Raw genomic sequence first — 23,867 nt, forward strand, 5'->3', positions numbered from 1 at the left:
GAACAATGCAACGAATAGCATGTTTTTTTCTGGTATTAATGATCAATCAAATTGTATTTCCTGTTGCAGCACTTGCATTAACAGCAGGACCTTCCCAACCAGAATATACGACATTTGCTCCAGCAGGAACAACTGAAATGGTGAACTTATTTTCAGGCGATTTCAATTATAATATTCCATTATTAGAAGTACCAGGTTCCAATGGAGGGTACCCAATTAATCTATTTTATAATTCTGTAAGTAGTGTTGATCAAGAAGCAAGTTGGACAGGATTAGGATGGAACATCAATATAGGGTCAATGGGACGCTCTATGAGAGGCTTACCAGATGATTTTAATGGAGAAAAAGTTTCTAGAAAATTGGATGCTCGAAGAAGTGAAACTACCCGAGTTGGAGTGTCTGGAGGAGTAGAGATAGGTGGAATTGATCTGGCTAAGAGTTTACAGATGAGTTTGGGTTTTTCACTAGGAATAAACTATGTATATAATAATTATAAAGGAGCAGGTGTGAGTATTGACCCAATGATTAATTTAGGACTTTCTGTCTCTGGATCAAAAACTTACACTTACAAGCCAAACTTAAGTCTGGGGATGAAGATAAGTACGATAGATGCTGCATCTGCCAATATAGGTTTTTCATTAGGAAGAGAAAAGAGCGAGACAAATAAAAAAGTCAATGAGAATATAGCAGCTGTAGCTCTAAATTTTAATGCTGTAGATGGTTTATCTTCCTTGTATGTTGGTAGCGAACGCCTTAGGATTAATGGAAATATTTCTTTTTCCAAAAAATCTTATACTCCCCCAGTATCTAGACCATGGACTGGATCTAGTTTTTTATGGGATTTAAGTTTTATGGGAGGAGGAACAGTGGTATATGGTAAGTGGGGAATCTCTGGTTCTTACAGTACGGAAAGTTTTGAAGATGCAGGTAATTGGATAGGACAAGCAGCTTATGGGTACAATTATATGCAGAATGCAAAAGTAGATAACTTACTGGATTTTAATCGTGAAAAAGATGGTGTCGTGCATCGATATCAACGATATTTAGCAAATCCAATCATGACTTATGATGTTTATAATGTAGCAGGTCAAGGTATATCTGGTGTATTTAGACCTCATCGTTCAGATTATGGTTTTTTAAATGATCCAGGATTACATTATCACATACCTGGTGGCTCTTTTGGAGGAGAGGGAGGAGTTCTTTGGGAATTTGGATTTAACGGAGCTTATAACTGGAAAGATGTTCATGTAAGTAGCTGGCCTTATATTAGTTGGGTTGATTTTAAGGAGCAACAAGATAATAGTTTATTTGAGCCATTTTATTATAAAATGGAAGGAGATGTAAGTGCAGAAAAAGAATCTACTTACGATTATTTAGGTACAGGAGATTCTAAGAACCAACCAATGCGTCTAAAAAGAGAAGGATTTGATTATGACAAGTGGCAAGGAGGAGAGTTATTAGCAGAAAAGAACGATGGTTCAGGGAATCCATGGTATAACAATGGTGGTTATGAAACAAAGGTACAATGGAATCAAGATAAAAACCACAGAGCAAATAGAAAGCCAAGAAATGTATCTATTCAACAAATCACCAATTCAGAACTATTAGATATTCAAGGAGATGAAGTATTAAATGAATATGACATTAAATATTACGATGAGACGTCAAGTAGCGGAGCTAAAAATAAGACTACTTATGCCAATGCTCCTACTTCCGATTTGTCTCGCCCATTTAATCACCAAAATGCTGGATTTAGTATTTTAGGTCAAGATGGAGTTCGTTGGAATTATGCTTTGCCTGTTATGAATAACGACCAAATAGAAGCAAAATTTAGTGTAGCACCGTTGGATAATTGTTCGAAGAGAGTAGCCGTGAAAATGGTTGATGGAGATAGAGATAGTATAGACTATAAACCAAGTGACAATACACTTCGATCAAATGATTATATCGATGAACAGCGCCTTCCAGCTTATGCTCATACCTATTTATTAACATCGGTTTTAGGTAATGATTATGCAGATATAGACAATACACCAGGACCCTCAGATGGAGATGCAGGTTATTGGATGAGAACAAATTATGTAAAACTTTCTAATAATTATCAATGGAGAGCACCTTTTGTTGATGCCCATTATCTTCAAGGATTTCAAAACAATGTAATGGATGATTTAGGGGCGTTCACCTGGGGAAATAGGGAAGTTTATCTACCGGCTTCTATAGAAACGAATACACACATTGCTTATTTTGAAGTATCTAGGAGATATGATGCTCGCGGAGCTCAGCATTACATACAGAATAGTACAGATGCAACAACTAATAAAGTAGGTGCTTTTTCTTATAAGTTAGATAGGATTTTATTGTACTCTAAAAAAGAAATTTCGGACAAGGGACTAGCAAATGCTTCAACCTTAAAAACAGTAAACTTTACCTATGATTACAGTTTGTGTAAAAATGCATTAAATAATGATAATACAGCAACTATAAGTAGTGCTGAAAATGCTAATATTAAAAATCTAAATACCGCAAGCCCTCTAGGAAAGTTAACTTTAAAAGAGGTTTATTTTACCTATGAAGATAATGATCGAGGAGAATTGTCGCCTTATGTTTTTGAATACAATCCTTATAATCCCAATTATACAGATGATCAGACAGATCGTTGGGGCGTTTATCGAGAAAATTATCTTCAGTCAGGATATAATACTTGTGATAATATGAACTTGCCCTATACCAAACAAGATCCTTCTTATAAAGCTGAATTAGACCAGCAAATTTCTGCCTGGCATTTAGAAAAAATTAAAATGCCATCAGGAGCGACTTTAAATATTGATATGGAACGAGATGACTATGCTTATGTGCAAGATGCTAAGGCAACTCGTATGTTTAATATTACATCAACCCATAAAACGACTCCGAACCAGAATTTGCTAGTGTCTTATGATCCTAGTGATGACGACCGTTATTTACAATTTCAATTAGAACACCCTATTTCTACAAGTTCTTCTAATGCGCAAGAACAATTAAATGAATACATTGAAGATTTGCCAGAAGCTAGTCGAGAAGGCGTGAATTATAAACAATTGTATTATAAGGTACTTATTAACTTGCGCAACAATACCAATGAAACATGGGAATATGTTCCTGGATATGCTGAGATTGATAAAAATAGTGATCACTCGGATGCAATAGAGTTTGTTCCTCCAACATCAGGAACTAATTATACGCATGCAAGAATACGACTTAAACGTTCTCGTCTTCATTCTAAATGGAAGCAGCATCACCCCATTTCAATGAGAGCACTGAAGTTTTTGAAAGATAAATTACCAGATCAAATGTTAGCTGCTGATTTAGGAGGACCTCCAAATGCGCTGACAAATTTAGACCAAATGGGAGAGAGTATAAAGGCTTTGTTTTCAGGTTATTTTGATTATGGTTTGGTAAGCGAAGGTTTTTCTAAGCATATTCAACTAGGAAAATCATTTATCCGATTGAACACACCAGATAAGATTCAATATGGAGGAGGAGCAAGAGTCAAAAAAATACAGTTAGATGATGGTTGGAATCCTAATGAGACTTCAACCTTAGGAGTTGTCTATGACTATACAACTAAGGATGAAAATGGAGCGGTTGTATCTAGTGGAGTTTTAGAAAATGAAGTTGCGAATGGTTATGACGAATGTGCAATTAGATGGGCTGTAGTACAGGAAGAAGTGAGAGACAACCAAGTAAAAGATATTCATGATTATTTATATCCAATGAACGAAGCGTATCATCCTGGTTCTAGTGTAGGATATAGTAAAGTTACTGTTCGAAGTTTAGCTTCAAATTATGCTTTAGAAGCTTCTAAAGCAAATGATCCAAGTGCTTACTTAGCTAGTTTTAATTTACCTGAAGGTTTTGGGACTACAGGGGAAACAGTTTATGAATACTATACGGCAAAAGATTTTCCTGTATTTACTAGTAAGACAAGTTTAGATGATACAGAAAATAATCCTTGGCTATCCATGTTTATTCAGTTGCTAACAATGACTAGATATGATCATTATACAGGAACTCAAGGCTATAGTATTGAGTTGAATGATATGCATGGGAAAACCAAAAAGATCTCTACCTATGGTCAGAAAAAAGATGGAAGGATGTCTGATGAACTATTGACAAAAGTAGAGTATAAATATAAAACTAAAAAAGTTGTTGATTTCAAAAGGGGTAAGCCTAATCAAGAAATAGCTGTTTTGGATAGTGAAGCAAAAGTATTAGTCTCTGATAATCCTGAAGGAAATGCTCTAACGGAAACACAATTAATAGGTGTTGATTATGACTTTTTCATTGATGGGCGAGAATTTTTACAAACGTCAGGTGCTGCTGGTCTTGCCTTTAACACTGATGGAATATTATGGTGGCCCTTTCCATTTCCTTGGCCACAGTACAACTATCATGAAAATAGAGCTAGGACATCAGTAGCGAATAAAATTATTAAACGAACAGGGATATTGGAAGAGGTGCAAGCCTTTGATGGACAAGCCACAATAATCACTAAAAATCAGGTGTTTGATAACCAAACAGGTTCTCCTTTGTTGGCTACAGTTGATAATCAGTTAGGTGGTGAAATTTATAATTATAGTGTTCCTGCATATATGGCGCATGATAGGATGGGAGCTGCAGCAAAGAATTGGGGCATTGTATTTGAAGATGTGCGTTTTGATGCGTCTCCTGTTTCATCAACAGGATATTATCAAGTTCAAACGAATTATAACCACCCCAATCATGAACAGTGGTATGAAGGGGATGAATTCATTATCGCTGCTGGATTCAAAAAATCCAAAGCCATTTATATGGGGCAATTGTATAATGATGCTGTAACGCCTACTAAGTCGCATCAATTTGATGTTTTAGATCCTAGTATTATGACTGGCTCAGCTCCAATCAAGGTTACATTAAAAAATATTCGTTCTGGTAATAGAAATTTAGTTGGAGCAACAATAGCACAATACAGTACTGTTGATACAGATGGTTCTGGAACCGCAAATCCTTTAACGAATCGAACGATTACAAATATTGTAGTCCCTGAGGTAGTTGAGATAACAGTGGCTAATAATCAAGCAAGTTTAGTGGCAACAAATATGAGCGCCCCTATTACTCAATCAAAGGTAAATCATGTTTTGTCGGCATCTGGAGCTACCTTTTCAGATGATTGGACATTAGATAATACTAACTATTGTTTAGACTTAGCATCAAAAAATCCATTTATAAAAGGAACGAAAGGGGTATGGAGAGCCCAAAATAGTTATTCTTATATAAATGATAGAAAACAAGAATATTTATCAGGTCAAGATCATGATAATGAGGTCGATATTCGAAAATCAGGTACAGTAGACGCTGTATCGTTATTCAATTGGAAAAATCCATTTATAGAATATTCTAGTGAAAATCGATGGATTCGTACACAGGATATTACCAAATATCAGATTGGAGGTACGCCTGTTGAATCTCGTGATGTATTGGGAACCTATCAAGCAACGCTATATGGCTATAGGAATGATTTAGTTATTGCTCAAGGTGTTAATACCCAATATTATGAAATAGGATTTGAAGGATTTGAAGAGGCAAATCAAAGAGGGCTATTAAATGATATTTCAAATACAACTGAAACACTTAATAGTGGTCATTTAGACTTTTTACCTAAATCTACTTCTTGTATTGCTACGAATGCAGAGCAACATGAAAACTATAAATTGACTTATCCTATGGCTAAACCTACTAACAATAAATCTTATATATTAGTCCGAAAAGCATATGATACGACCAATCCTATACAGTTAGATGCTACTTTACATTTAAAAGGGCTAAATAAAAAACAAATCGTTAATGGAAAAATTATTAACCAATACCCTCTGAATGTCACAGGAAGTCAACGTTTTAAGGCTCCAGGGTTAACCCATCTTATTAATGCTGATACAAAAGATGACTTTACGGTATATGAGATTGACTTTAGTTCCAATAAGCATGATTTGACAACTGAAAGTTGGTGGTCTGGAGATTTGATTATAAAACATCCATATATTCCTATTTCATTGAATTCGACCAATCAAAATGATTTGATTACAGACTACTGTGCACATACAGGTAAATACAGTCTAAAATTAGTTAACACAAATTCAAATGACGATACCCATAAGTTTCCTTTAACAACATTGAAATTAAAAAATGCTAAGGATTATGTCTTTAGCGCATGGATAAAAGTAGAAGAAAAGGGAAATCATCAACCTTTGCCTACTTATGCCAAAGCTAATAAAGGACAGAGAGGTGTAAGTATTTGTGGAACATTTATAGCTCCTTCTGGTCCTGTAATAGAAGGATGGCAAAAAATAGAAGGAACCTTCATCGCAAATGGAAGTAACGCATTTAGCATCAAAATAGGAATGGCTACAAGTCCAGATTTAAATGCTGATGGTTTTTACATAGATGATATTCGTATTTTTCCAGCAGATGGTAATATGGTTAGTTATGTTTATGATCCAATTACCTATAAATTGAAAGCGACATTGGATGATAATAATTATGCGACCTTCTATATCTACAATGCATCTGGAAGCTTAGTTTCTTCAAAGAAAGAAACAGAACGTGGAATTATTTCAATACAGGAATCAAGAAGTTATGTTAAACCTAATTAAGAATCTATGAGACTATTAATTTTAATATTAGCCTTTTCTGTTCAATGGGCATTGGGTCAATCGTTAAAAGATGATTTGGACAGAATGTATAAAGTTTATGAAAATCAATCAGATTTATATGCCAAAATCGAGAGTGTTGTCTATGAAGATGGAAATGAGAAGATGACGAAAAAAATGACGATTAAAAAGAAAGGAGGGCAATATTTATATGAAATGGAAGAGCAATCAATGTTAATTAATGATAAATATCTAGTTGTTGTTGATCATAGAAATAAACAAATTTCCTATGACAAATGGAGTGAACATCAAGCTAATATGCTAGCTAAAATGTATATTCCTCTAGGTAAAGATTTATTAGAAAAGTACCCTAAGACGGAATATCGAGGTGAAAAATCAGGCATTAGACAATATAGTTTATACAATGATAAAGTGCAAATGAGTCGGTTAGATATTTTTTTTGACACCAAAACAGGCTTAGTAAGTCAAACAAGGCATTATTATAACCCTAAATTGGTAAAAAATAATGTTTATATAGATATGCATTTTAAAGAAGTAGATACTCAACCCAATCTTTCAGATAATGCTTTTTCTGAGAAGCAATTTCTGAATATAACGTCTAAAGGAGTAACAGCAATAGATAAGTATAAAACTTATAAATTACAAGCCGCATTATCCTTTCAATAAACCAACAAACCTAAAAACATAGAATTCTAGCTTATGAAAGCATTAAATATAATTGGAAGTTTATTCTGTTTTATTCTTTTTGGGATGAACTCTACTTTTGCTCATGAAGTAGATTATATTGTAACTAAAGAAAAAAATTTAATATCAATCTCTAGCCAATTAGTTGTTACGAATCCTAATTATATTAGTAATGATACTAATCGAGGAACTACCTATGTAGATCAACATAATGCTATTATCTCTCTTGTTTATGGTAGAGAAGACAAAACCGATATAGCAGGACAAGTTTGGGGCTATGAATTAACTTATGAATTAGTTAATTTAGATAACAATACCTCTATTGGAACTGGTACGGTTAAAATCTCGCATAGAGATAATGAGGGAGTATATGAAAGTGCCAAAATTCATGAACAGGTATCTGGAAATATTAAACTACTTATCACAAATATTGTTACAAGTGGAACATCTACTGTTCCTGATGATATTCGTTTAGAACTGACATTAAATGCAGAGCGTTATGATTATTTAGATGCTACATTACCAATTGCCCTTTCTTTGTCTGGAACTCCAAATAGTAAAGCTCAAACAGAAGCATTTTGGCCGTACATGGAGGGCGCTGAATACTATGAATTGGAATGGATGTATTGGGATATTAAGAATACAAAAACAATTCCTGCTGAGGATAAAATATTATTTGAGGAAGCAATACGAGTACAAACAGCAGACAATCATTATCAATTAGATATGATTTATCCTGCTGGTGTTGTTTATTTTAGAGTAAGACCCGTTGGTCGTTTTGTTCAAAATGGAGTAGATAATTCGATTGAAAAGCGAGGCAAATGGTCTGAAAGACAATTTGTTTCAATTACAACAGGATTTGAAAATACAAAGAACTGGTCTTTTTCTAGAGTTTATGCAGAGGATGGTAAACATAAACAATCTATTAGTTATTTTGATAATGGTTTGAAAGGAAGACAATCGTTAACAAATTTAAGCAGTGAGGATATTACTATTGTTGCAGAATCTGTGTATGATGTAGAGAACAGATCTAGTTTCGCAATTATGCCAGTACCTGTTAAAAATAATGATATAACAGGACCTAATCTTCAATTTGGAGCAGGGCATTCTAATCATTTAATTACAACAGGTGGAGTAAATTATTCTCGTCTAAATTTTGATAAGCACAATACATCTATAGCAAGTAGTATTCCAGCTTTGCCTAGTCATCATATTGCAAGCCAATATTACTCTAATGCCAATCCATTTAATGATCATATCCATCAAAATTATATTCCAGATGCAGAAGGTTTTCCCGTTGCTCAAGTCAAATATAAAAATGATGGGAGGGCTTATGTAAGAAAACAATCTGGTGTTGGAAAATTTTATCAGTTAGAAGAAGGGCGAGAAAGTGAATACTATTATATAACACCAACAACTACAGAACTACAAAGTTTATTTGGAAAGAATGTTGGTGAAGGTAAGTACTATAGAAAAAACTATGCTAAAGATGCGAATGGTCAACTAGCTGTAAGTTTTGTAGATCAAGCAGGGCAAACGATTGCTACTGCGTTGGCTGGAAATACGCCCAATAATGTTCATGCCTTGGATGGAACCGTTAAACAACGAACAGAAACATTAATGGGCAGCAATAGCTATTCCACAATCGGAACAAACGAAGTTAGTAATATTTCACATACCTTATTTTGTGAGGGAGTAAACGTTAATTATGATTTTGTTTATGATTTAGAGCAAGCAGTTAATGTAACCAATAATACTTTAGGCTTTTGTTTGGGGTGTAGTTATGAGTTAGAAGTAAAAATAGAAGATGAGGATGGGAATATTATACCTTGTAGTTTATTGGTTGCAAATCCTAATGCTATTATTTCGTCAGGAGTACTAACCGCATCTTATTCTAGTGATCCCCAAGCCGCTTGTATTGGGACTAATTATGTTCCTAATGCCTCCGAAATAGAGTTTAGAACAGTATTACCTAAAGTTGGAACTTATACAGTATATAAGAAATTAACGGCAATACGACCTAGCTCAAATGATATATTGAATCAATTAATTACTAACAGTTCAGTGATTGATCAAACAACATTTATTAACAATTATATACAAGCTAATTTTGATTCAACAGAATGCACGGATTGTAGCAATGCAATGCGTCGTGAGTTATGCCAACGGATGATTTTACAAGAAAATCCTGATTTAGATTTAACAGATACAACGGATTTACTTCTCCTTCAAACAATGATAGATACTTGCATGGCTGACACCCTTTCTTGTGAAGAATTAATGGAATTAGATGCTTTGCTTAATATCATTGGTAAAAAAGATTGTGAAGCAATGCTAGGAGAAATGAAATTACAATTATCTCCTGGTGGATGTTTATATGAAGGCGGTTTTTATACTCAAGCATTGAATGATATTAATTGGAGTATTCCTGATATATTTGATTATTCAACTAACACAACTATTACAGATGATGCAACAGCTGTAGGGTTAATAGAAGATGATAATACATGGCAATCTAGTTGGATAGATGATTTAGTAGTTTTGCATCCAGAATATTGTCGTTATCAGGCTTGTATTAATGACCCAATTGTATCGGATAGTAAGTATTTTGATTATGACTTAGCCAGTTATCAAACTTGGCATGAAGCAGGTACGGCTTTAGGTTTAAATGTATCGAATCCAACCACAGATACAGATAAACGAGCTATCATTACTGCTCTAATTAGTCAAGATCCTTTTATCAGTAGTTTAACCACAAGCCCTAATCCATTAACTACTATATTTTCTAATTACTGCACGAATCAATGTGCTTTAATCACTCAACCTTGTAATTGTAGTTGTAGTGATATTATTTGTTTTTTAGAAAGTGGAGGACCTTTATCTACCGCAGCACCTACTACAGAATCAGAACATTGGGATATGTTTAGAGGTATTTATGCAAGTAATAAACAACAATTACTTTATGATGAACAGTGTGATTTAGACTTACCTGGGAATTATGTTTTCCCTGACTTAAATTGCCAAGAAATTACAGGAGAACGATTAGTAGATTTAAATGGAACAACAGTTGGTGTTTTAAGCGGTATTAATACAATTGATGATTTGGCAGCCCTCGTTAATTCTAATATATTAGGAAATGATACAGCCAATTCTTCTTCTATGTGTAATCAACTTTGTGAAGCAAGAGCTGATGGTTGGATTGATCAAATGTGCCCAGGGTTAGCAGCAGCAGCAGCTAGTCCTAATTCCCCAATAAAGGTTATTTATGATAATATTCGTTCTCAATTAATTAATTATTGTATAGCTGGTTGTGGAACAACAACAGCGCCAACAATTCCTACTGGCAATCCATATTTGGCAAATCCACTAGGGCACTTAATTGCCGAAGATTTAACAAAACCACCATTCTCAACTCCTAATATAGGAGTTATTGCCTTGTTAGATTATCTACAAAACAATCATAATTTATGTGGGACTGGAGGAGGAGCTAGTTTATTAACGAATATTTCAGTCAATCATAATACCGTTTATCAACTCAATATTACGTACAACAACGTATATGCAAATCTCCCAGTGCAAAACCCTAAATGCTCTCTATTAAATGATCTTTTTGTAACAATGAATGATCATTTATTTCCATTAGTATTTAGTCAGACAGGAGGCTCACAACCCAGTAGTCGTCATTTTAACCATATCAATGTTCCTTCTCTTCCAACTCAACTTGCAGCGGACTTAATAGGCATACCTTCCAAAGAACAACATGGTAGCCAAGCTGTGGGAACAATTGTTACAGAAGCTAATAATGATATTCCTTATTTCCAAAATACCCTATCAGTAGTAGATGTGAATAACACGGCTATATATGATAATGCAGGAAACTGGATTGGATACGATAGATTCATTCAATTTATAGCAAAAGAAAGTTTTGATGATCCTTGTGGAGATGAATTAGGAATTGAATTTCTTGCCTCAGGAAGTAGAGAGCCTGTTAACCCTTTAGAAATTATTTCTATTGGAAATTACGATTGTCTAACAAATACCGTTAATCTAGTAATCACAGATCAAAGTTGTAGTTACCCAAACAATAATCCAAGTCTAAATGCAACAGCTTGTAGCGGCACAGGAACAAAAACAATTACAGCATTCGTTCGAGTAAATACTGTTCCTTGTACCCCTTCTTGGGAAATTATTGGGGATAGTACTTGGGTGCCGATTGTAAATACTGTAAGTGTTAATTCTACCTTAGCACAAGAACAATGTGATTCTGCACAGGTTTGGGAGTTAACTCAAGAAGCACAAATCGCTTATCAAAATTATTTGAATAGTGTTGTTAATCAAATCTTGAATAATGCAACTTGTTTACCCGTACAAGAACGATTTACCGTATCTTATTCTTCTACAGAACAACATTATACACTTTATTATTATGATGAAGCAGGTAATTTAGTACAAACATTACCTCCAGCGGCGGTATTCCCGTTAAATATGGATGATCCTGCTCATTTTGACCTAACAACAGGAGAAATCCAACCCAATGTCCATCCAAATCATAATTATGATTTGTTTACAACATATACTTACAATACTTTGGGACAGGTCACCTCTCAAAATTCTCCCGATGGAGGTTTGACGAAATTTTACTATGATTATGCTCAACGCTTGCGTTTGTCACAAAATGCAAAACAAGCACCTACTGCGAATGTTGCCAACACCTATGGTCAAGGTGGAGATTACGCTTACTCTAAATTTGATAAACAGGGAAGAATTACTGAAGTAGGGCGATTAGAAAATTATGCTGTAGATCTAGAAGAGCTAAATAATATTAATTTTCCTCAAGCAAATGTATATCAATTAAGCGAACAAACATTTACAGAATATGATAATGCTTCAAATCATGGAAGCCTAAATCAAAATAATTTACGAAGTAGGGTGTCAAGGTCTTATAATGAACAGATTGCTACTTATTATGATTATGATATCCATGGTAATGTAAAAAAGATACAACATCAAATTAAACAATTTGGTGTAACAGAAATAGAATATGACTATGATTTAATAACAGGAAATGTCAATCAAGTTGCCTTTCAAAAAGGAGCAAAAGATCAGTTTTTTCATCAATATAAATATGACGCTGATAATCGTTTGATAAAAGCATTAACAAGTAAAAATGGTTATTTATGGGATACAGATGCCCGTTATTTTTACTATGCTCATGGTCCATTAGCTAGGGTAGAAGTTGGAGAGGATAAAGTTCAAGGGATGGATTATTATTACAATCTTCAGGGATGGATAAAAGGAGTTAACAATAGTACTAAAGAAACGGATTTAGGAAAGGATGGAGATTATCAAACTACTTATCCCTCAATTAACAAAAATAAATGGTTTGGTAAAGACGAGTATGCTTATTATTTAGGCTATCATAGAGCGGATTATAAAGCTATTGGTGGCGCTATTTTAGGAAGGATGGAGCATAATGCAACTAGTATTTTTGATAATGATTTGCGTACTGCTGCTGCAACGGGTGCTAATACAAAAGGTTTATTTAATGGAAATATAGCCTTTATGATTACCCATATACCTGAACTAGCAACTCAAACCAATAGTGCTACCAATGCGATGGTATACCAATATGATGCATTGCATCGTATCAAACAGGGACGATCCTATCACTATAATACTACTAGTTCTGCTTGGGTCAAGGATGCTTCTAATGAAAAGTTTGACACAGAATACACCTATGATAAAAATGGTAATATTCAAGATTTAGTTCGTTATAATAAGGGGGTATTAATCGACGAATTGCATTATAATTATGCAACAATTACAGTCCCTAATACAACCAATCCCAATCGTACAGGACGATTATTCAATCAATTGACACATGTTGATGATGGAGTAGCTGCCGTTACGGTTGGGGATATTGAAGATCAAGGAGTAAACACTTATCAATATGATCCTGTAGGGAATTTAACATCTGATGCTTCACAGAATATTCTAGCAGGTGGAATTGAGTGGAATTTAATGAATAAAATTGATCGAGTATCTTATGATCCAAGTACTGGAAAAACACCTTTAGAGTTCACTTATGATGCTAGTGGTAGCCGTTTAACCAAAACATCTATTGTAAATGATGATCGAATTACGACCGTTTATATTCGAGATGCTGGTGGTAATATTATGGCGACTTATGAGATGGTTGATGAACAACGTACTAATATAGGGGAAACACCAGAATCATTCCCAGCTAATTCGTCTGTTTATGCAAAGAAACTAAAAGAGACCGTTTTGTATGGAGCTGCTCGTTTAGGAGTACGGAAATTTGATACAGATTGGGATAGTTATTTAGAAATAGAGGAAGAACCTAAAGAGATGTCTGAAAGATTAGTTATCTTAGCAGGTATGACGTGGGTTGATGAATCTACTCGTGGAGACAAGTTCTATGAAAGTAGTAACCATTTGGGGAATGTGTTGGTAACGTTCAGTGATAAGAAACTTGGAAAAGTCATTAGCATGATCTCAACCAAAGCAGATTACTATGAGAGTATAGTAACAACAGCAAGTGACTATTATCCCTTTGGTTGGCAAATGCCAAACAGAAAGCTGAATGTTGAGAATTACTCCTTTGGCTTTAATGGGCAGATTACAGACTCTGAATGGATGGGCGGGCAGTCCGTTGCTTTTGAGTTTAGAACGCAGGACGCACGACTTGGACGTTTTCTTTCTACTGATCCACTCACAGCTACTACGCCTTGGGAAACGCCTTATGCTTTTGCGGCTAACTCGCCTGTTGCTTTAATAGATTGGTTGGGTTTAAAAGCAGGCGGACCAGGAGATCCTCCTAAACAAGGAGAATCAATAAAAGGAGATGATGGTCAGCCAATACTTGATAGTAATGGAAAACCTATTTTGGCTAGTGGAGATGGAATGGCAGAAGTAGTTGCCAATCAAAAAATAGCAGTTGATCCATTAATATTGGATGGTGCAAAGCCATTAAGACCTAGCTCTACTGGAAGTATAAGAGTAACAGAAACAATTTCTCGTCCTTCAATGGATATAGGCAAAGACGCCCTTCCAATACTAGAAACGGGATCGCTTATTGGTGACATCGCTTTAGGAGAAATAGTTCCAATAGTCGATGTTGCTAATATGGGAATAGAGCTTTATAACGGGAACTATTTTGAAGCTTCATTGCATGGCATAGGAATAATACCTGTAGTAGGAGGAGTTCTTTCTAAATATGGTAGAGCTCTTAGGAGTACATTAACAGCACCAGCACTGCATGCAATGTCTGATGTTATTGGTAGACAGTCTGATGAAGTGTTTGGTTATTGGGAAAATACTCAAAGTTTACTTGTACATATTAACCATCCAGAAGGAGTAGATAGTTATATAAAGCGAGGATGGACTAACTGCTGGTTGTGTACAGATCTAGGGGCAGATATGCTTATTAATAATCGAGGTTGGGGTAGAGTTGCAGATAATACTCCTGGTTTTAATATGGAATTACTTGATTTCCATTATAGAGGATTATATCCAAATAAAGGAAGAATGACAAAAACATGGGAATTGATGTCTGATACTGAAAATAGTTTACTAAAAAAATATAACCATAATGATATGTTTGCTGTATTTGTTCCTGGTCATGTTGCGTTAGGGCAACTTCGTTATGGTCAATTGAGAATTCTAGAAATTCAGGATTTTAAAGGTTTTCCTGCTGGAATGAATCCTACCAAATGGGCAAAGAAGGCAAGGCAAACAAATTTAACTAAATATCAATTTTTAGGCACAAGAAATGTTCATTGGTAATGGATGAATCAGAAGCAACTAATATAGCAAAATCTTTTTTGTTATTAAAAGACAAAAACTTACCTCTTTACGCTAAAAAGAGTGAGTATAATTTTCTTAAAAGAATGGCAATAAGAGTTTTTTTATTATTTAAAAAAAACTCTCATCTTCTTTATCCCGAAGAATATGTTGTGCCAACCTCTTTTGAAATTATAAGTATGAATAGAGAATTAATAGAGGGCGAAACTTATGAAACTTCTCATTTGTGGATTTTTTTTTATTCTACAAATTTAGCAATAAAGGAAAAACATCCAAGATTTTGGCTTCCTATAGGAGAAGGAACGTTTTTTATTTATAAAAATGATAAACGTGTTTATGAAACAGGAATTAAAATGTACAATGAAGAAAGTGTTTTTGACTTCAATAAGCAGTTCTCATTGTATGAAAAAGGCTTGTTAAGTGAAACAGAAAAGAAAAATATTCTTGAATGGGGTAAAGGTATTCCACCGAGAGAGTAGCGTTCTAGTATTGCGCCAGTAGCTTAAAAAAGCTACTAATCACTAGTCTTCATTCTGTCACAATACTAGGCTTACATATTCGGTTTCATGGCGGTTTTCTTGCTTATATTTATGGCTTTAATGGGCAGATTCAAGACCAAGAATGGATGGGCGGACAAAGCGTTGCTTTTGAATTTAGAACGCAGGATGCGAGATTGGGTCATTTTCTTTCTATTGATCCGCTTACAGCAACAACCCCTTGAGAAACTCCTTATGCTTTTGCAGCAAATTCTCCTATCGCTTTAATAAACTGGCTTGGTCTTAAAGCTAGTGGACTTGGTGATGGTGATAAAGGAAAAAAGAAGAAAGCTAAAAAAGGAAGTAATGTACTTGCCCATTTATTAGCTAAAAATAGTGGATGGGATGGAAAACAACAAATTCGATTAATAACATGTTTTGGAGGTTATCCAGCTATAGGGAAGCCATCAACAGGAGATAATCTGCGTAGAATTTTTAATGTTACAGTACATGGTGCATTAGATAGAGTTTGGGCAAAACCTGGGGGAATATTGGTAGGAGGTAGTCCTATTGGGAAAGTACACATGGAAGGATTTAAGTCTTTTGGTAAAAAAAATAAGTAAAAGTTAGAAATAATGAAGCTAAAATATGCAGGATTTTATAAAGAAGAGGGATACCCTAATACACCTTCTATTTATGATTTTTTATCAAATAAAAATGCTTTGAAAAGAAAAATGCCATGGAAGATACGTTTTTATCTAATGCATAGCCCTGTAATTGTATATACCACAGGCAAATCTATTTTAGATGGAACTTATTTTAGACTTGATGGATGGTCTACTGATGGTAAATGGATTTGGAAAACAGGTATTGTCTATTATTATGAGAATCATGGAATAGATTTGCCTATTGAATTTGAAAAATATCTAAAAAGTAAATGGCTACCATACCCTATTTTGTTTGGACCATGTAATTTTTTATTGAGAAATAAATTAGTTGAAAAAGTTGATACTATTTTTACAAATTATATGGAACAAGGTATTCCACCGAGAGAGTAGCGTTCTAGTCTTGCGCCAGTAGTTGAAAAGCTACCAATCACTAGTCTTCATTCTGTCACAATATTAGGCTTTACTATTCGGTTCTCATGCGTTATAGCCTCTGCGTAGCATCCTTCTAGAGGAACAATCGGGATACGTGTAAAAGTCATATCTATTTTTTTTAGCATACGACGTTGAATTTTTTAGACTCTATAGGTTTTGGTAAATCATCTAAATCAAGTACATATAATCCAAATCGTTTAATATGCTTGGTGACATAAGGACTAAGGTGTCTGACAAACTCTGGAGTGACGGTTTCTTTTTCTCTAGTAAGTTGATTAAGAGCGGTTGTTAGATCTGCAACGTTGTGAAGCATAACTGGGAAAGGTTCACTAAACTGTGTCAAAATTAAAAAAATAGTATTTTTTCAATGAAAGACCCCCATAAAAAAGGGGCTTTTTTGTTGAAGGAATACGGCTTTAAGAGCCATCTCCCATATTGGGATAGAATTGGGATACGTGCGAAAAGTTGTCACATTGGTCTCAAAGTAACAAACGGTGTTAATCCCCCATAGGATTAAAGCTAAATCTCTTATCTCACCAAACATAGGAAGTTATTTAGTAGCTCCCAAAATGATCGCTTAAAAAAGATCATAATTTGGAGAGCGTAATAACTGAAAAAGAATCTTCAAGCTTTTCATCTGAAAAATCATATAAACCATTAAAGTAAATATGCCTCCAAGTAATCACAGTTCTTTGTTTCAATGCTGTAATAAATTTTTGTTTCTCTGATTCTGTCTTGAGTTTTTGAATATACCGAGGCAAGTATAAATAATTCCAACAAGTGATTGCACTTTTGATCAAATTCTTACAAGCATCAGCAATGAGTTGATCTCGATGGTTTAAAAATATCATTTCACCTGCATTGGCAACAGTAATGGCAGAAGAAAGCCGATTAGACAATTCAATAATATTCAGTTGTTTTTGAATGGCTTGTCTTAATTCTAGCGAATCAATATAACGCAAGATAAAAATGGTTTTTGTTACTTTCCCATACTCTTTTAATCCTTTATAGACTGGATGTTGACGAGAATAAGAATTGAGTCGTTTAAAGATTTGTGAAGCCGTGCAATACTTCAATTTGATAGAAACCAAAAGCCGTAGAATAGCGTCCCAATTTTCCTCAATCAATTCAATATTGATATACCCATCTGGTAAAATAGGAAATCCTTTATTGCTGTATTGTTCGTTTTTTTCAAAAGCATAAATGTTCTGTTTGTAGAGTTTTGCTATTCGAGGAGCAAAACCAAAACCGAGTAAATCTTTCAAAGCAAAAACAGCTTCAGTATAACCATGTGTATCAGTTGAGTGAGTTGTAGAACGAATTACTTCATTATGCGATAAACCATCAATTACATAGATTCCTTCTCGTTCAGCAGTTGAAATAATTGTACTATAAAATGGTATAAATCGCTCGTCGATAAAAGAATAGGCAGTAACACCCTTACTTTTGCCAGTATGTTTATAAGAATAAGCAGCATCTATAGTTTGCTCTGAAGCCATTTCAATCTTTTGACCATCACTAGAAGTAAGCAGCTTATCTTTTTGTTTTTTGAATTGATTAGCCAAATCTAAACTATCCATAAAATTGTTGATTTTGTCAGTTGCCTTTTGAATGTTCTCTAAATCAAAATACCAATTAACTGTATTTTCTAGTTCTAAAGCAGCCAATGAATGTGCTACTTTTGCCATTGTCTCAACACCCAAATTGCAACCATAAGCCATAATTCCAGCAAAAAAAACATTTTCATCTGGTCGTTGTTTTCTATAATGGGGGTGATAATGCTCGAAAGCATCTAAATAGCCAGTTATTTGATTGACAGTTGCTAATATTTCACTGATTGGGATTATTTTTTCATTTGGAAAAATAGCTAAAGCATTTTTTATTTCTTCCTTTTCAATTTTAGGTGTTTTAACATGAAATTTGCCATTTTTATTTAATATAAAATGTGGGTTTTTGCCTTCTAAAATGACTTGATTAGTTCTTACAAAATGTTCACTAAGTCGAGGTTTTAGGATATTAGAAACGCCATTCCAGTTTTTTAAATGGCTTAATCCTGCTTTTTGTAGTAAAACGTCTTGATTGTTCTTCCAATTTGTCTCTTCAATTAAATACTCATTGTACGCCTTGTAGCGATACGAATATTTTAGATTTAATTGTCCACTTTTGATACCATAGAATATCGTATCAAATAGTAAGATTTTATACAGAGAAACTCGAAAATTGCTAGTTTCATGAAATAAGGCTTCTTTTTGCAAATTCCAGTGGTGCATTTTTAGTAATTGCGCCGTCTTTTTCAACAAAATAATTAATAGCTTCGATTATTTTATTAGCAGATGTTTTAGGGTTGAAATGTAAAATTTTAATCAATGGAGATATCCGTTGTTGCAAGGCAATAGATTGGTTTTCTAAATGAGGTTAACCAAAGCCAAAGGGGAGAATTTGCCCACGAGAATATATGTTTCTTAAAAAGGCTCTCTCTAGTAATTTGTTAGAGCCCTTAGTACATTTTGACCTATATTGAGAAAAAGTAGCCGAGATGACATTTATCGAAGTCCACGGCTTTCTACAAAATTTTTGACAGTCAAACGATTTACACCAAGTATTCTACCGATAGCACTGTAACTAATGTTTTTCTCCAGCAAGAGTTTAATTTCTTCTTCTTTGCCTGTTAATTTTGTCCGTTTTGATAAGCTTCCCTTTGGACGACCTAATTTTTTGCCTTCACTCTTTTTTCGAGCTAGTGCTTCTTTGGTTCGTTGAGAAATAAGTTGTCGTTCTATTTCAGCTGATAAAGAAAATGCAAAGGCAAGTACCTTAGAGTTAATATTATTCCCTAGCTCATAGTTTTCTTTGATAGTATGGACTTGCACATCTTTATCCATACAGATATGAAGAATACTCATAACCTCCATCAGATTTCTTCCCAACCGAGATAATTCAGAGACAATTAGAATATCATCCTTTTGGAGTTGATTTAGCGTAGTAGCAAGTAATCGATCTTCTAGCTTTCGACGGCTACTAATGGTTTCTTCTACCCATTGATCTATCGTTACCTTTTTAGCATCAGTATATTTTAAAATCTCAAATCGTTGATTTTCTATGGTCTGTTTATTGGAACTAACACGGATATAGGCATAAATCATAGCATTAATTTATCAACTGTTATATAAAACCATAATTTACAATTAATTTATCGCTTTTTTATAAAAAATAAAGGATGTTAAAGTTATTTGTTTTTTGCTAACGAAAAACGCACCTTTTCTCTATCAAAAACTAAGAATATGCCGCTGATAAAGATTCTTTCAGATAAAAAAAGAACAGAATATGAACAAGTTCCGTCTTTTAATGCAGAACAACGAAAACACTTCTTTAACCTTCCCGCTTCTCTGAAAAACAAAGTCTATAATTTTAGCAGTATCAGCAATAAGGTTGGTTTTAGGCTAATGTTTGGTTATTTCCTCGCTACTAAGCGATTTTATTCTATAGATCAATTTTGCCCCAAGGATATAAAATATCTATGTAATCAATATGGGGCAATGCCTTTTGCATTTGATTTAGAAAGTTATAAGTCAAGTACTTATTCAAGGCATAGACAACTTATTCTAGATCATTTTTGTTTTAACGCCTATCAACCTAAAATTCATAATAGCTTAATAAGTAGCGTCATTAAGGAGCAAATTTATTCCTGGGAAGTTCCTTATTTGATTGTACGGTTTATTGTGGATTGGTTAGAATGGCGAAAGATTGAATGCCCTAGTTATTACAGCTTACAAATTATTTTAACCCAATCCATCCGTAATCGTAATAGAGCGATTAGACAAAAATTTGGTCATTTACTAAAAGAGGAACACAGGCAAGCTCTTGACCAATTATCGACTAAAATAGAAAGGAATGGGTGGGAAGAATACACTTTAACTACTTTGCAAAAATTAAATCCTTCAGATAGCCCTAATCAGATTAAAGCAAACACTATAAAGCTAGAGCTTATTCAAAGTATATTTAAGACTATTGAGCCTATACTGCAAGCACTCAATATCAATGATAATGCTGTTCGTCACTTTGGAGAAATTGTACAACGTTCAGAATCTTCCCATATCTTCCGTAAAGAATCGACAGACCTCTATTTCCATTTAGCTCTTTTCTGTGCTTATCAACGTTGTGTCTTTGAAGATTGGATGGCTCGTACCTTGATTTCTGTTTGTAAAGTAGCAACTAACAAAGCAATAGCCCAAGAAAAAGAAAAGCTTTTTCAACAACGAAAGGAGCATAGAGCCGCTTTAAAACGGGTTATGACTATTGCTGAAGATAGTACTGAACTATTAGAAAAAGTTCGACAGCTTACTTGGATGAATATTTCTGCTCAAGAAAAAGAACAAAAGCTACAACAGTTGCTACCTAAAACACTGCAAACAACAGAACAACCAGAAGATTTGCAACAGATTAAAGAGCAGCAACTATCTAACCAAGATGATTACTATAGCTTTCTAGCACAGCAATCTCAAGCTTTACAAAAGCGAGTCAATCCTATCTTAAAAAAATTAACTTTCCATACTACAACCTCTGACCCAAAACTACTTCGAGCTATTCAATACTTCAAAGATAAAAAAGGGAATATCACTCAAACAGCTCCAACTGACTTTTTAAAAATAGCAGATAAACAAGCTTTAACTAGTGAAAATGGAAAGTTGAAAGCTCCACTTTATAAAATATTATTGTTTCAGAAAATAACAGATGCTATTGATCGAGGAAGTCTACACTTAAAATATACCTATAAATATCAGGATATGAATAACTATCTTATACCAAAAGATCTTTGGGAAAATAACAGCGATAGTTTCTTAGAAAAAGCAAACTTAATGCATCTAAAAGAGGTTAAAAGTCGAATTAATGACTATAAGAAGATGCTGCATTTCCATTACAAAAATACGAATACAAACATCTTAGCTGGTCAGAATAAATACTTTCAGAAAAGCAAAAATAATAAATATAGAGTAGTAACTCCTAAGATTGAAAAACTGGACCAAGATTATTCTTTATTTCCAGATCAAGCAGTGATTCCTCTCAGCGAAGTACTATCAACAGTAGATACAACTTGTAATTTTTTACAGCACTTTCAACATACACAACCATTGTATGCCAAGAAAAGACCTGATAAATCTCTGTTTTATGCTGGTTTGACTGCTTATGGATGTAACATTGGTGTGCATACAATGGCAAAAACGACCTCTCAACTCAGAGCTAGTCAATTAGAAAATACAACAAACTGGTATTTTTCAGTTAATAGCATCAATAAAGCTAATGATGCCATTACAAAATTTATAGATCAACTGCCTGTTGCCGATTTATATCGTAAAAGACAAGGTGAATTAAGGACTTCATCTGATGGACAGAAGATAAAGCTTGTTTCAAGCAATACTATCTTTGCTCACTATTCAGGAAAATACTTTAGAAAAGGTAAAGGAATTGTTGCCTACAGCTTTATAGATGAACGTTATATCCCATTTTATTCGGTTATTATCGATGCACCTGTTAGAGAAGCTACTTTTGTGCTAGATGGACTACTCCATAATGATGTTATTAAATCCACCATTCATACCACTGATACCCATGGCTATACAGAAGCAATATTTGGACTGACAGATTTGTTAGGGTTTGGTTTTTGTCCTAATATTGCAAAAATGTTACGTCAGACAATTTACACCTTTAAAGAAAATACCATTCGATCCTATACGGATAAAGAATACTTGGTACTTCCTAAAGCCTATATTCAAGAACAATTAATTGAAAACAACTGGAATGAAATACTGAGAATAATTACTTCCTTAAAATTAAAATATTGTACTGCATCTCAAGTCCTTAGTCGTTTTAACTCTTACTCTAAACAACATCCCTTGTATGCCGCTATAAAAGAATATGGTAGAATCGTTAAAACACTTCATGTTTTAAGGTATACAGACGACCTAGAGATGAGACAGGATAGTAGAAAACTTGGAAATGCCATTGAATCTAGTAATCGTTTCTCTAATGCCGTTGCTTTTGCTAATGGCGGAGAACTAATTTTCTTAACTAGAACCGAGCAGCAAATCGCCAATGCCTGTAAGAACCTTATTAAAAATGCCATTATCTGTTGGAATTACCTTTATCTCACTCGAAAAATTCAAAAAATTCAAAATGCTACACAAGTCCAGCAGCTCATTCAAACAATAAAACAGAAGACTGTTAATTCTTGGAGACATGTTTATTTTACAGGAACTTATGATTTCTCTGATGAAAAACTAGCCGATTCTTTTAGTCTACTTCATTCCCAAAATTACAGTCTTTTTTTGAATTAAAAATTAAAACCATAAAGCATTGTAAAATAAACACTTATTCCATTTTCGTGGGCAAATTCTCCCCTTTGGCTAGGTATGACCATCATTGTATGACCGTTACTTTGAGTCATTTCCCATAACGAGCTTGCTTTATGAATTCGTTGATCTCCTTTTAACAAAAGAAGCAATTCTCCATCAAGAATAACTAAATCTGCATATTTTTCATCTCTAAACTCCGCCATGGTAGTGAACTGATATTTTCCTTGGCTTTTTTCTTGTAGTAACCATCTTTCTCCAGTGAAGCTTGGGTTATATTTGCTCAGAGTGGTTTCTCTCATTTGAATGACACCATCTAAATACAAATTGGAATTTGCCCATTTGATGAAATAAGGTGAGTTATCAAATGTGGTCTTGAAGGAACAAAAAAGTATGATTGATGATGTAATTAACAAAAACATACGTAAGCTGATAATTCTTCTCATGTTATTTTCATTTTTTTGGTTAAATATTTCTTTGTGGAACTTTGATAATTGATAGTATCTTTTAATGCCTCTATTTTTGTGCCAACACTTTGTTTAAGATGCTGATTTTTAAATTATTAAGCATCTAGATGCTTAATGCCTTTTTTTGAAAAAGTTACATTTTTTTTATATTTTTTCCCTAAATCAATTTACCTGTTTTTTTCTATGTCTTCTGGAATAAAAAATGAAAGGTTTTATCCTTTCGCATTCTGTATCTCTATTCCTGATGGAATAATACTCAACGCTATTTTGCATACTCAAAAAC

The 23,867-nt window shown here is 34.0% G+C and carries 10 protein-coding genes; 6 read left to right on the plus strand and 4 right to left on the minus strand.

All coding sequences use genetic code 11. The features are described 5' to 3' along the window. Nucleotides 1–5 precede the first annotated feature (5 nt). The 5 genes from AsAng_RS29745 (at nt 6) to AsAng_RS29765 (ending at nt 16,728) form a co-directional block, all read left to right on the plus strand. Nucleotides 6–6,668 carry a hypothetical protein gene (locus AsAng_RS29745; RefSeq protein ID WP_264793711.1) on the plus strand — a complete coding sequence of 2,221 codons (6,663 nt, stop codon included), beginning with the start codon at nt 6–8 and terminating at the stop codon, nt 6,666–6,668. 6 nt (nt 6,669–6,674) lie between these two features. Continuing rightward, nucleotides 6,675–7,352 carry a LolA family protein gene (locus tag AsAng_RS29750; RefSeq protein WP_264793712.1) on the plus strand — a complete coding sequence of 226 codons (678 nt, stop codon included), beginning with the start codon at nt 6,675–6,677 and terminating at the stop codon, nt 7,350–7,352. A 33-nt stretch (nt 7,353–7,385) separates the two neighbouring features. Continuing rightward, a complete protein-coding gene (locus tag AsAng_RS29755; RefSeq protein WP_264793713.1) occupies nt 7,386–15,176 on the plus strand; it encodes an RHS repeat-associated core domain-containing protein in 7,791 nt (2,596 codons plus the stop codon). Next, entirely contained in the window at nt 15,176–15,673 is a 498-nt protein-coding gene (locus AsAng_RS29760; RefSeq protein WP_264793714.1) for a hypothetical protein, read from the plus strand. The genes AsAng_RS29755 and AsAng_RS29760 overlap by 1 nt, the downstream gene beginning before the upstream one ends. Nucleotides 15,674–16,305: 632 nt before the next feature. Then, nucleotides 16,306–16,728 carry a hypothetical protein gene (locus AsAng_RS29765; RefSeq protein WP_264793715.1) on the plus strand — a complete coding sequence of 141 codons (423 nt, stop codon included), beginning with the start codon at nt 16,306–16,308 and terminating at the stop codon, nt 16,726–16,728. Nucleotides 16,729–16,888: 160 nt separating this feature from the next. On the opposite strand, the gene AsAng_RS30065 is transcribed toward AsAng_RS29765, so the two are convergent. The 3 genes from AsAng_RS30065 to AsAng_RS29775 all read right to left on the minus strand — a co-directional run bounded on the left by AsAng_RS30065 (nt 16,889) and on the right by AsAng_RS29775 (nt 19,913). Beyond that, nucleotides 16,889–17,083: a Tn3 family transposase gene (locus AsAng_RS30065; RefSeq protein ID WP_407655358.1), complete on the minus strand. Its 195-nt coding sequence runs from the start codon at nt 17,081–17,083 to the stop codon at nt 16,889–16,891. A 274-nt stretch (nt 17,084–17,357) separates the two neighbouring features. Then, entirely contained in the window at nt 17,358–19,040 is a 1,683-nt protein-coding gene (locus AsAng_RS29770) for a transposase (RefSeq protein WP_264793716.1), read from the minus strand. 273 nt (nt 19,041–19,313) lie between these two features. Then, complete coding sequence (locus AsAng_RS29775) at nt 19,314–19,913, minus strand: master DNA invertase Mpi family serine-type recombinase (protein WP_264793717.1); 600 nt, start codon at nt 19,911–19,913, stop codon at nt 19,314–19,316. A gap of 138 nt (nt 19,914–20,051) precedes the next feature. Here AsAng_RS29775 and AsAng_RS29780 point away from each other — a divergent pair, with 138 nt between their 5' ends. Then, a complete protein-coding gene (locus tag AsAng_RS29780; protein WP_264793718.1) occupies nt 20,052–23,102 on the plus strand; it encodes a Tn3 family transposase in 3,051 nt (1,016 codons plus the stop codon). Here the strand turns inward: AsAng_RS29780 and AsAng_RS29785 are convergent. Further along, entirely contained in the window at nt 23,099–23,563 is a 465-nt protein-coding gene (locus AsAng_RS29785) for a hypothetical protein (RefSeq protein ID WP_264793719.1), read from the minus strand. The two genes, AsAng_RS29780 and AsAng_RS29785, sit on opposite strands and share 4 nt — an antisense overlap. Nucleotides 23,564–23,867 lie beyond the last annotated feature (304 nt).

This window comes from Aureispira anguillae, assembly GCF_026000115.1.
GTDB lineage: Bacteria > Bacteroidota > Bacteroidia > Chitinophagales > Saprospiraceae > Aureispira > Aureispira anguillae.

Bases quoted from the DNA above. Each gene is read 5' to 3' on its own strand.
- AsAng_RS29775 (WP_264793717.1), bottom strand. From the start codon at position 19,913: ATGATTTATGCCTATATCCGTGTTAGTTCCAATAAACAGACCATAGAA.
- AsAng_RS30065 (WP_407655358.1), bottom strand. From the start codon at position 17,083: ATGCTTCACAACGTTGCAGATCTAACAACCGCTCTTAATCAACTTACT.
- AsAng_RS29750 (WP_264793712.1), top strand. From the start codon at position 6,675: ATGAGACTATTAATTTTAATATTAGCCTTTTCTGTTCAATGGGCATTG.
- AsAng_RS29745 (WP_264793711.1), top strand. From the start codon at position 6: ATGCAACGAATAGCATGTTTTTTTCTGGTATTAATGATCAATCAAATT.
- AsAng_RS29785 (WP_264793719.1), bottom strand. From the start codon at position 23,563: ATGAGAAGAATTATCAGCTTACGTATGTTTTTGTTAATTACATCATCA.
- AsAng_RS29770 (WP_264793716.1), bottom strand. From the start codon at position 19,040: ATGCACCACTGGAATTTGCAAAAAGAAGCCTTATTTCATGAAACTAGC.
- AsAng_RS29765 (WP_264793715.1), top strand. From the start codon at position 16,306: ATGAAGCTAAAATATGCAGGATTTTATAAAGAAGAGGGATACCCTAAT.
- AsAng_RS29780 (WP_264793718.1), top strand. From the start codon at position 20,052: ATGCCGCTGATAAAGATTCTTTCAGATAAAAAAAGAACAGAATATGAA.
- AsAng_RS29755 (WP_264793713.1), top strand. From the start codon at position 7,386: ATGAAAGCATTAAATATAATTGGAAGTTTATTCTGTTTTATTCTTTTT.
- AsAng_RS29760 (WP_264793714.1), top strand. From the start codon at position 15,176: ATGGATGAATCAGAAGCAACTAATATAGCAAAATCTTTTTTGTTATTA.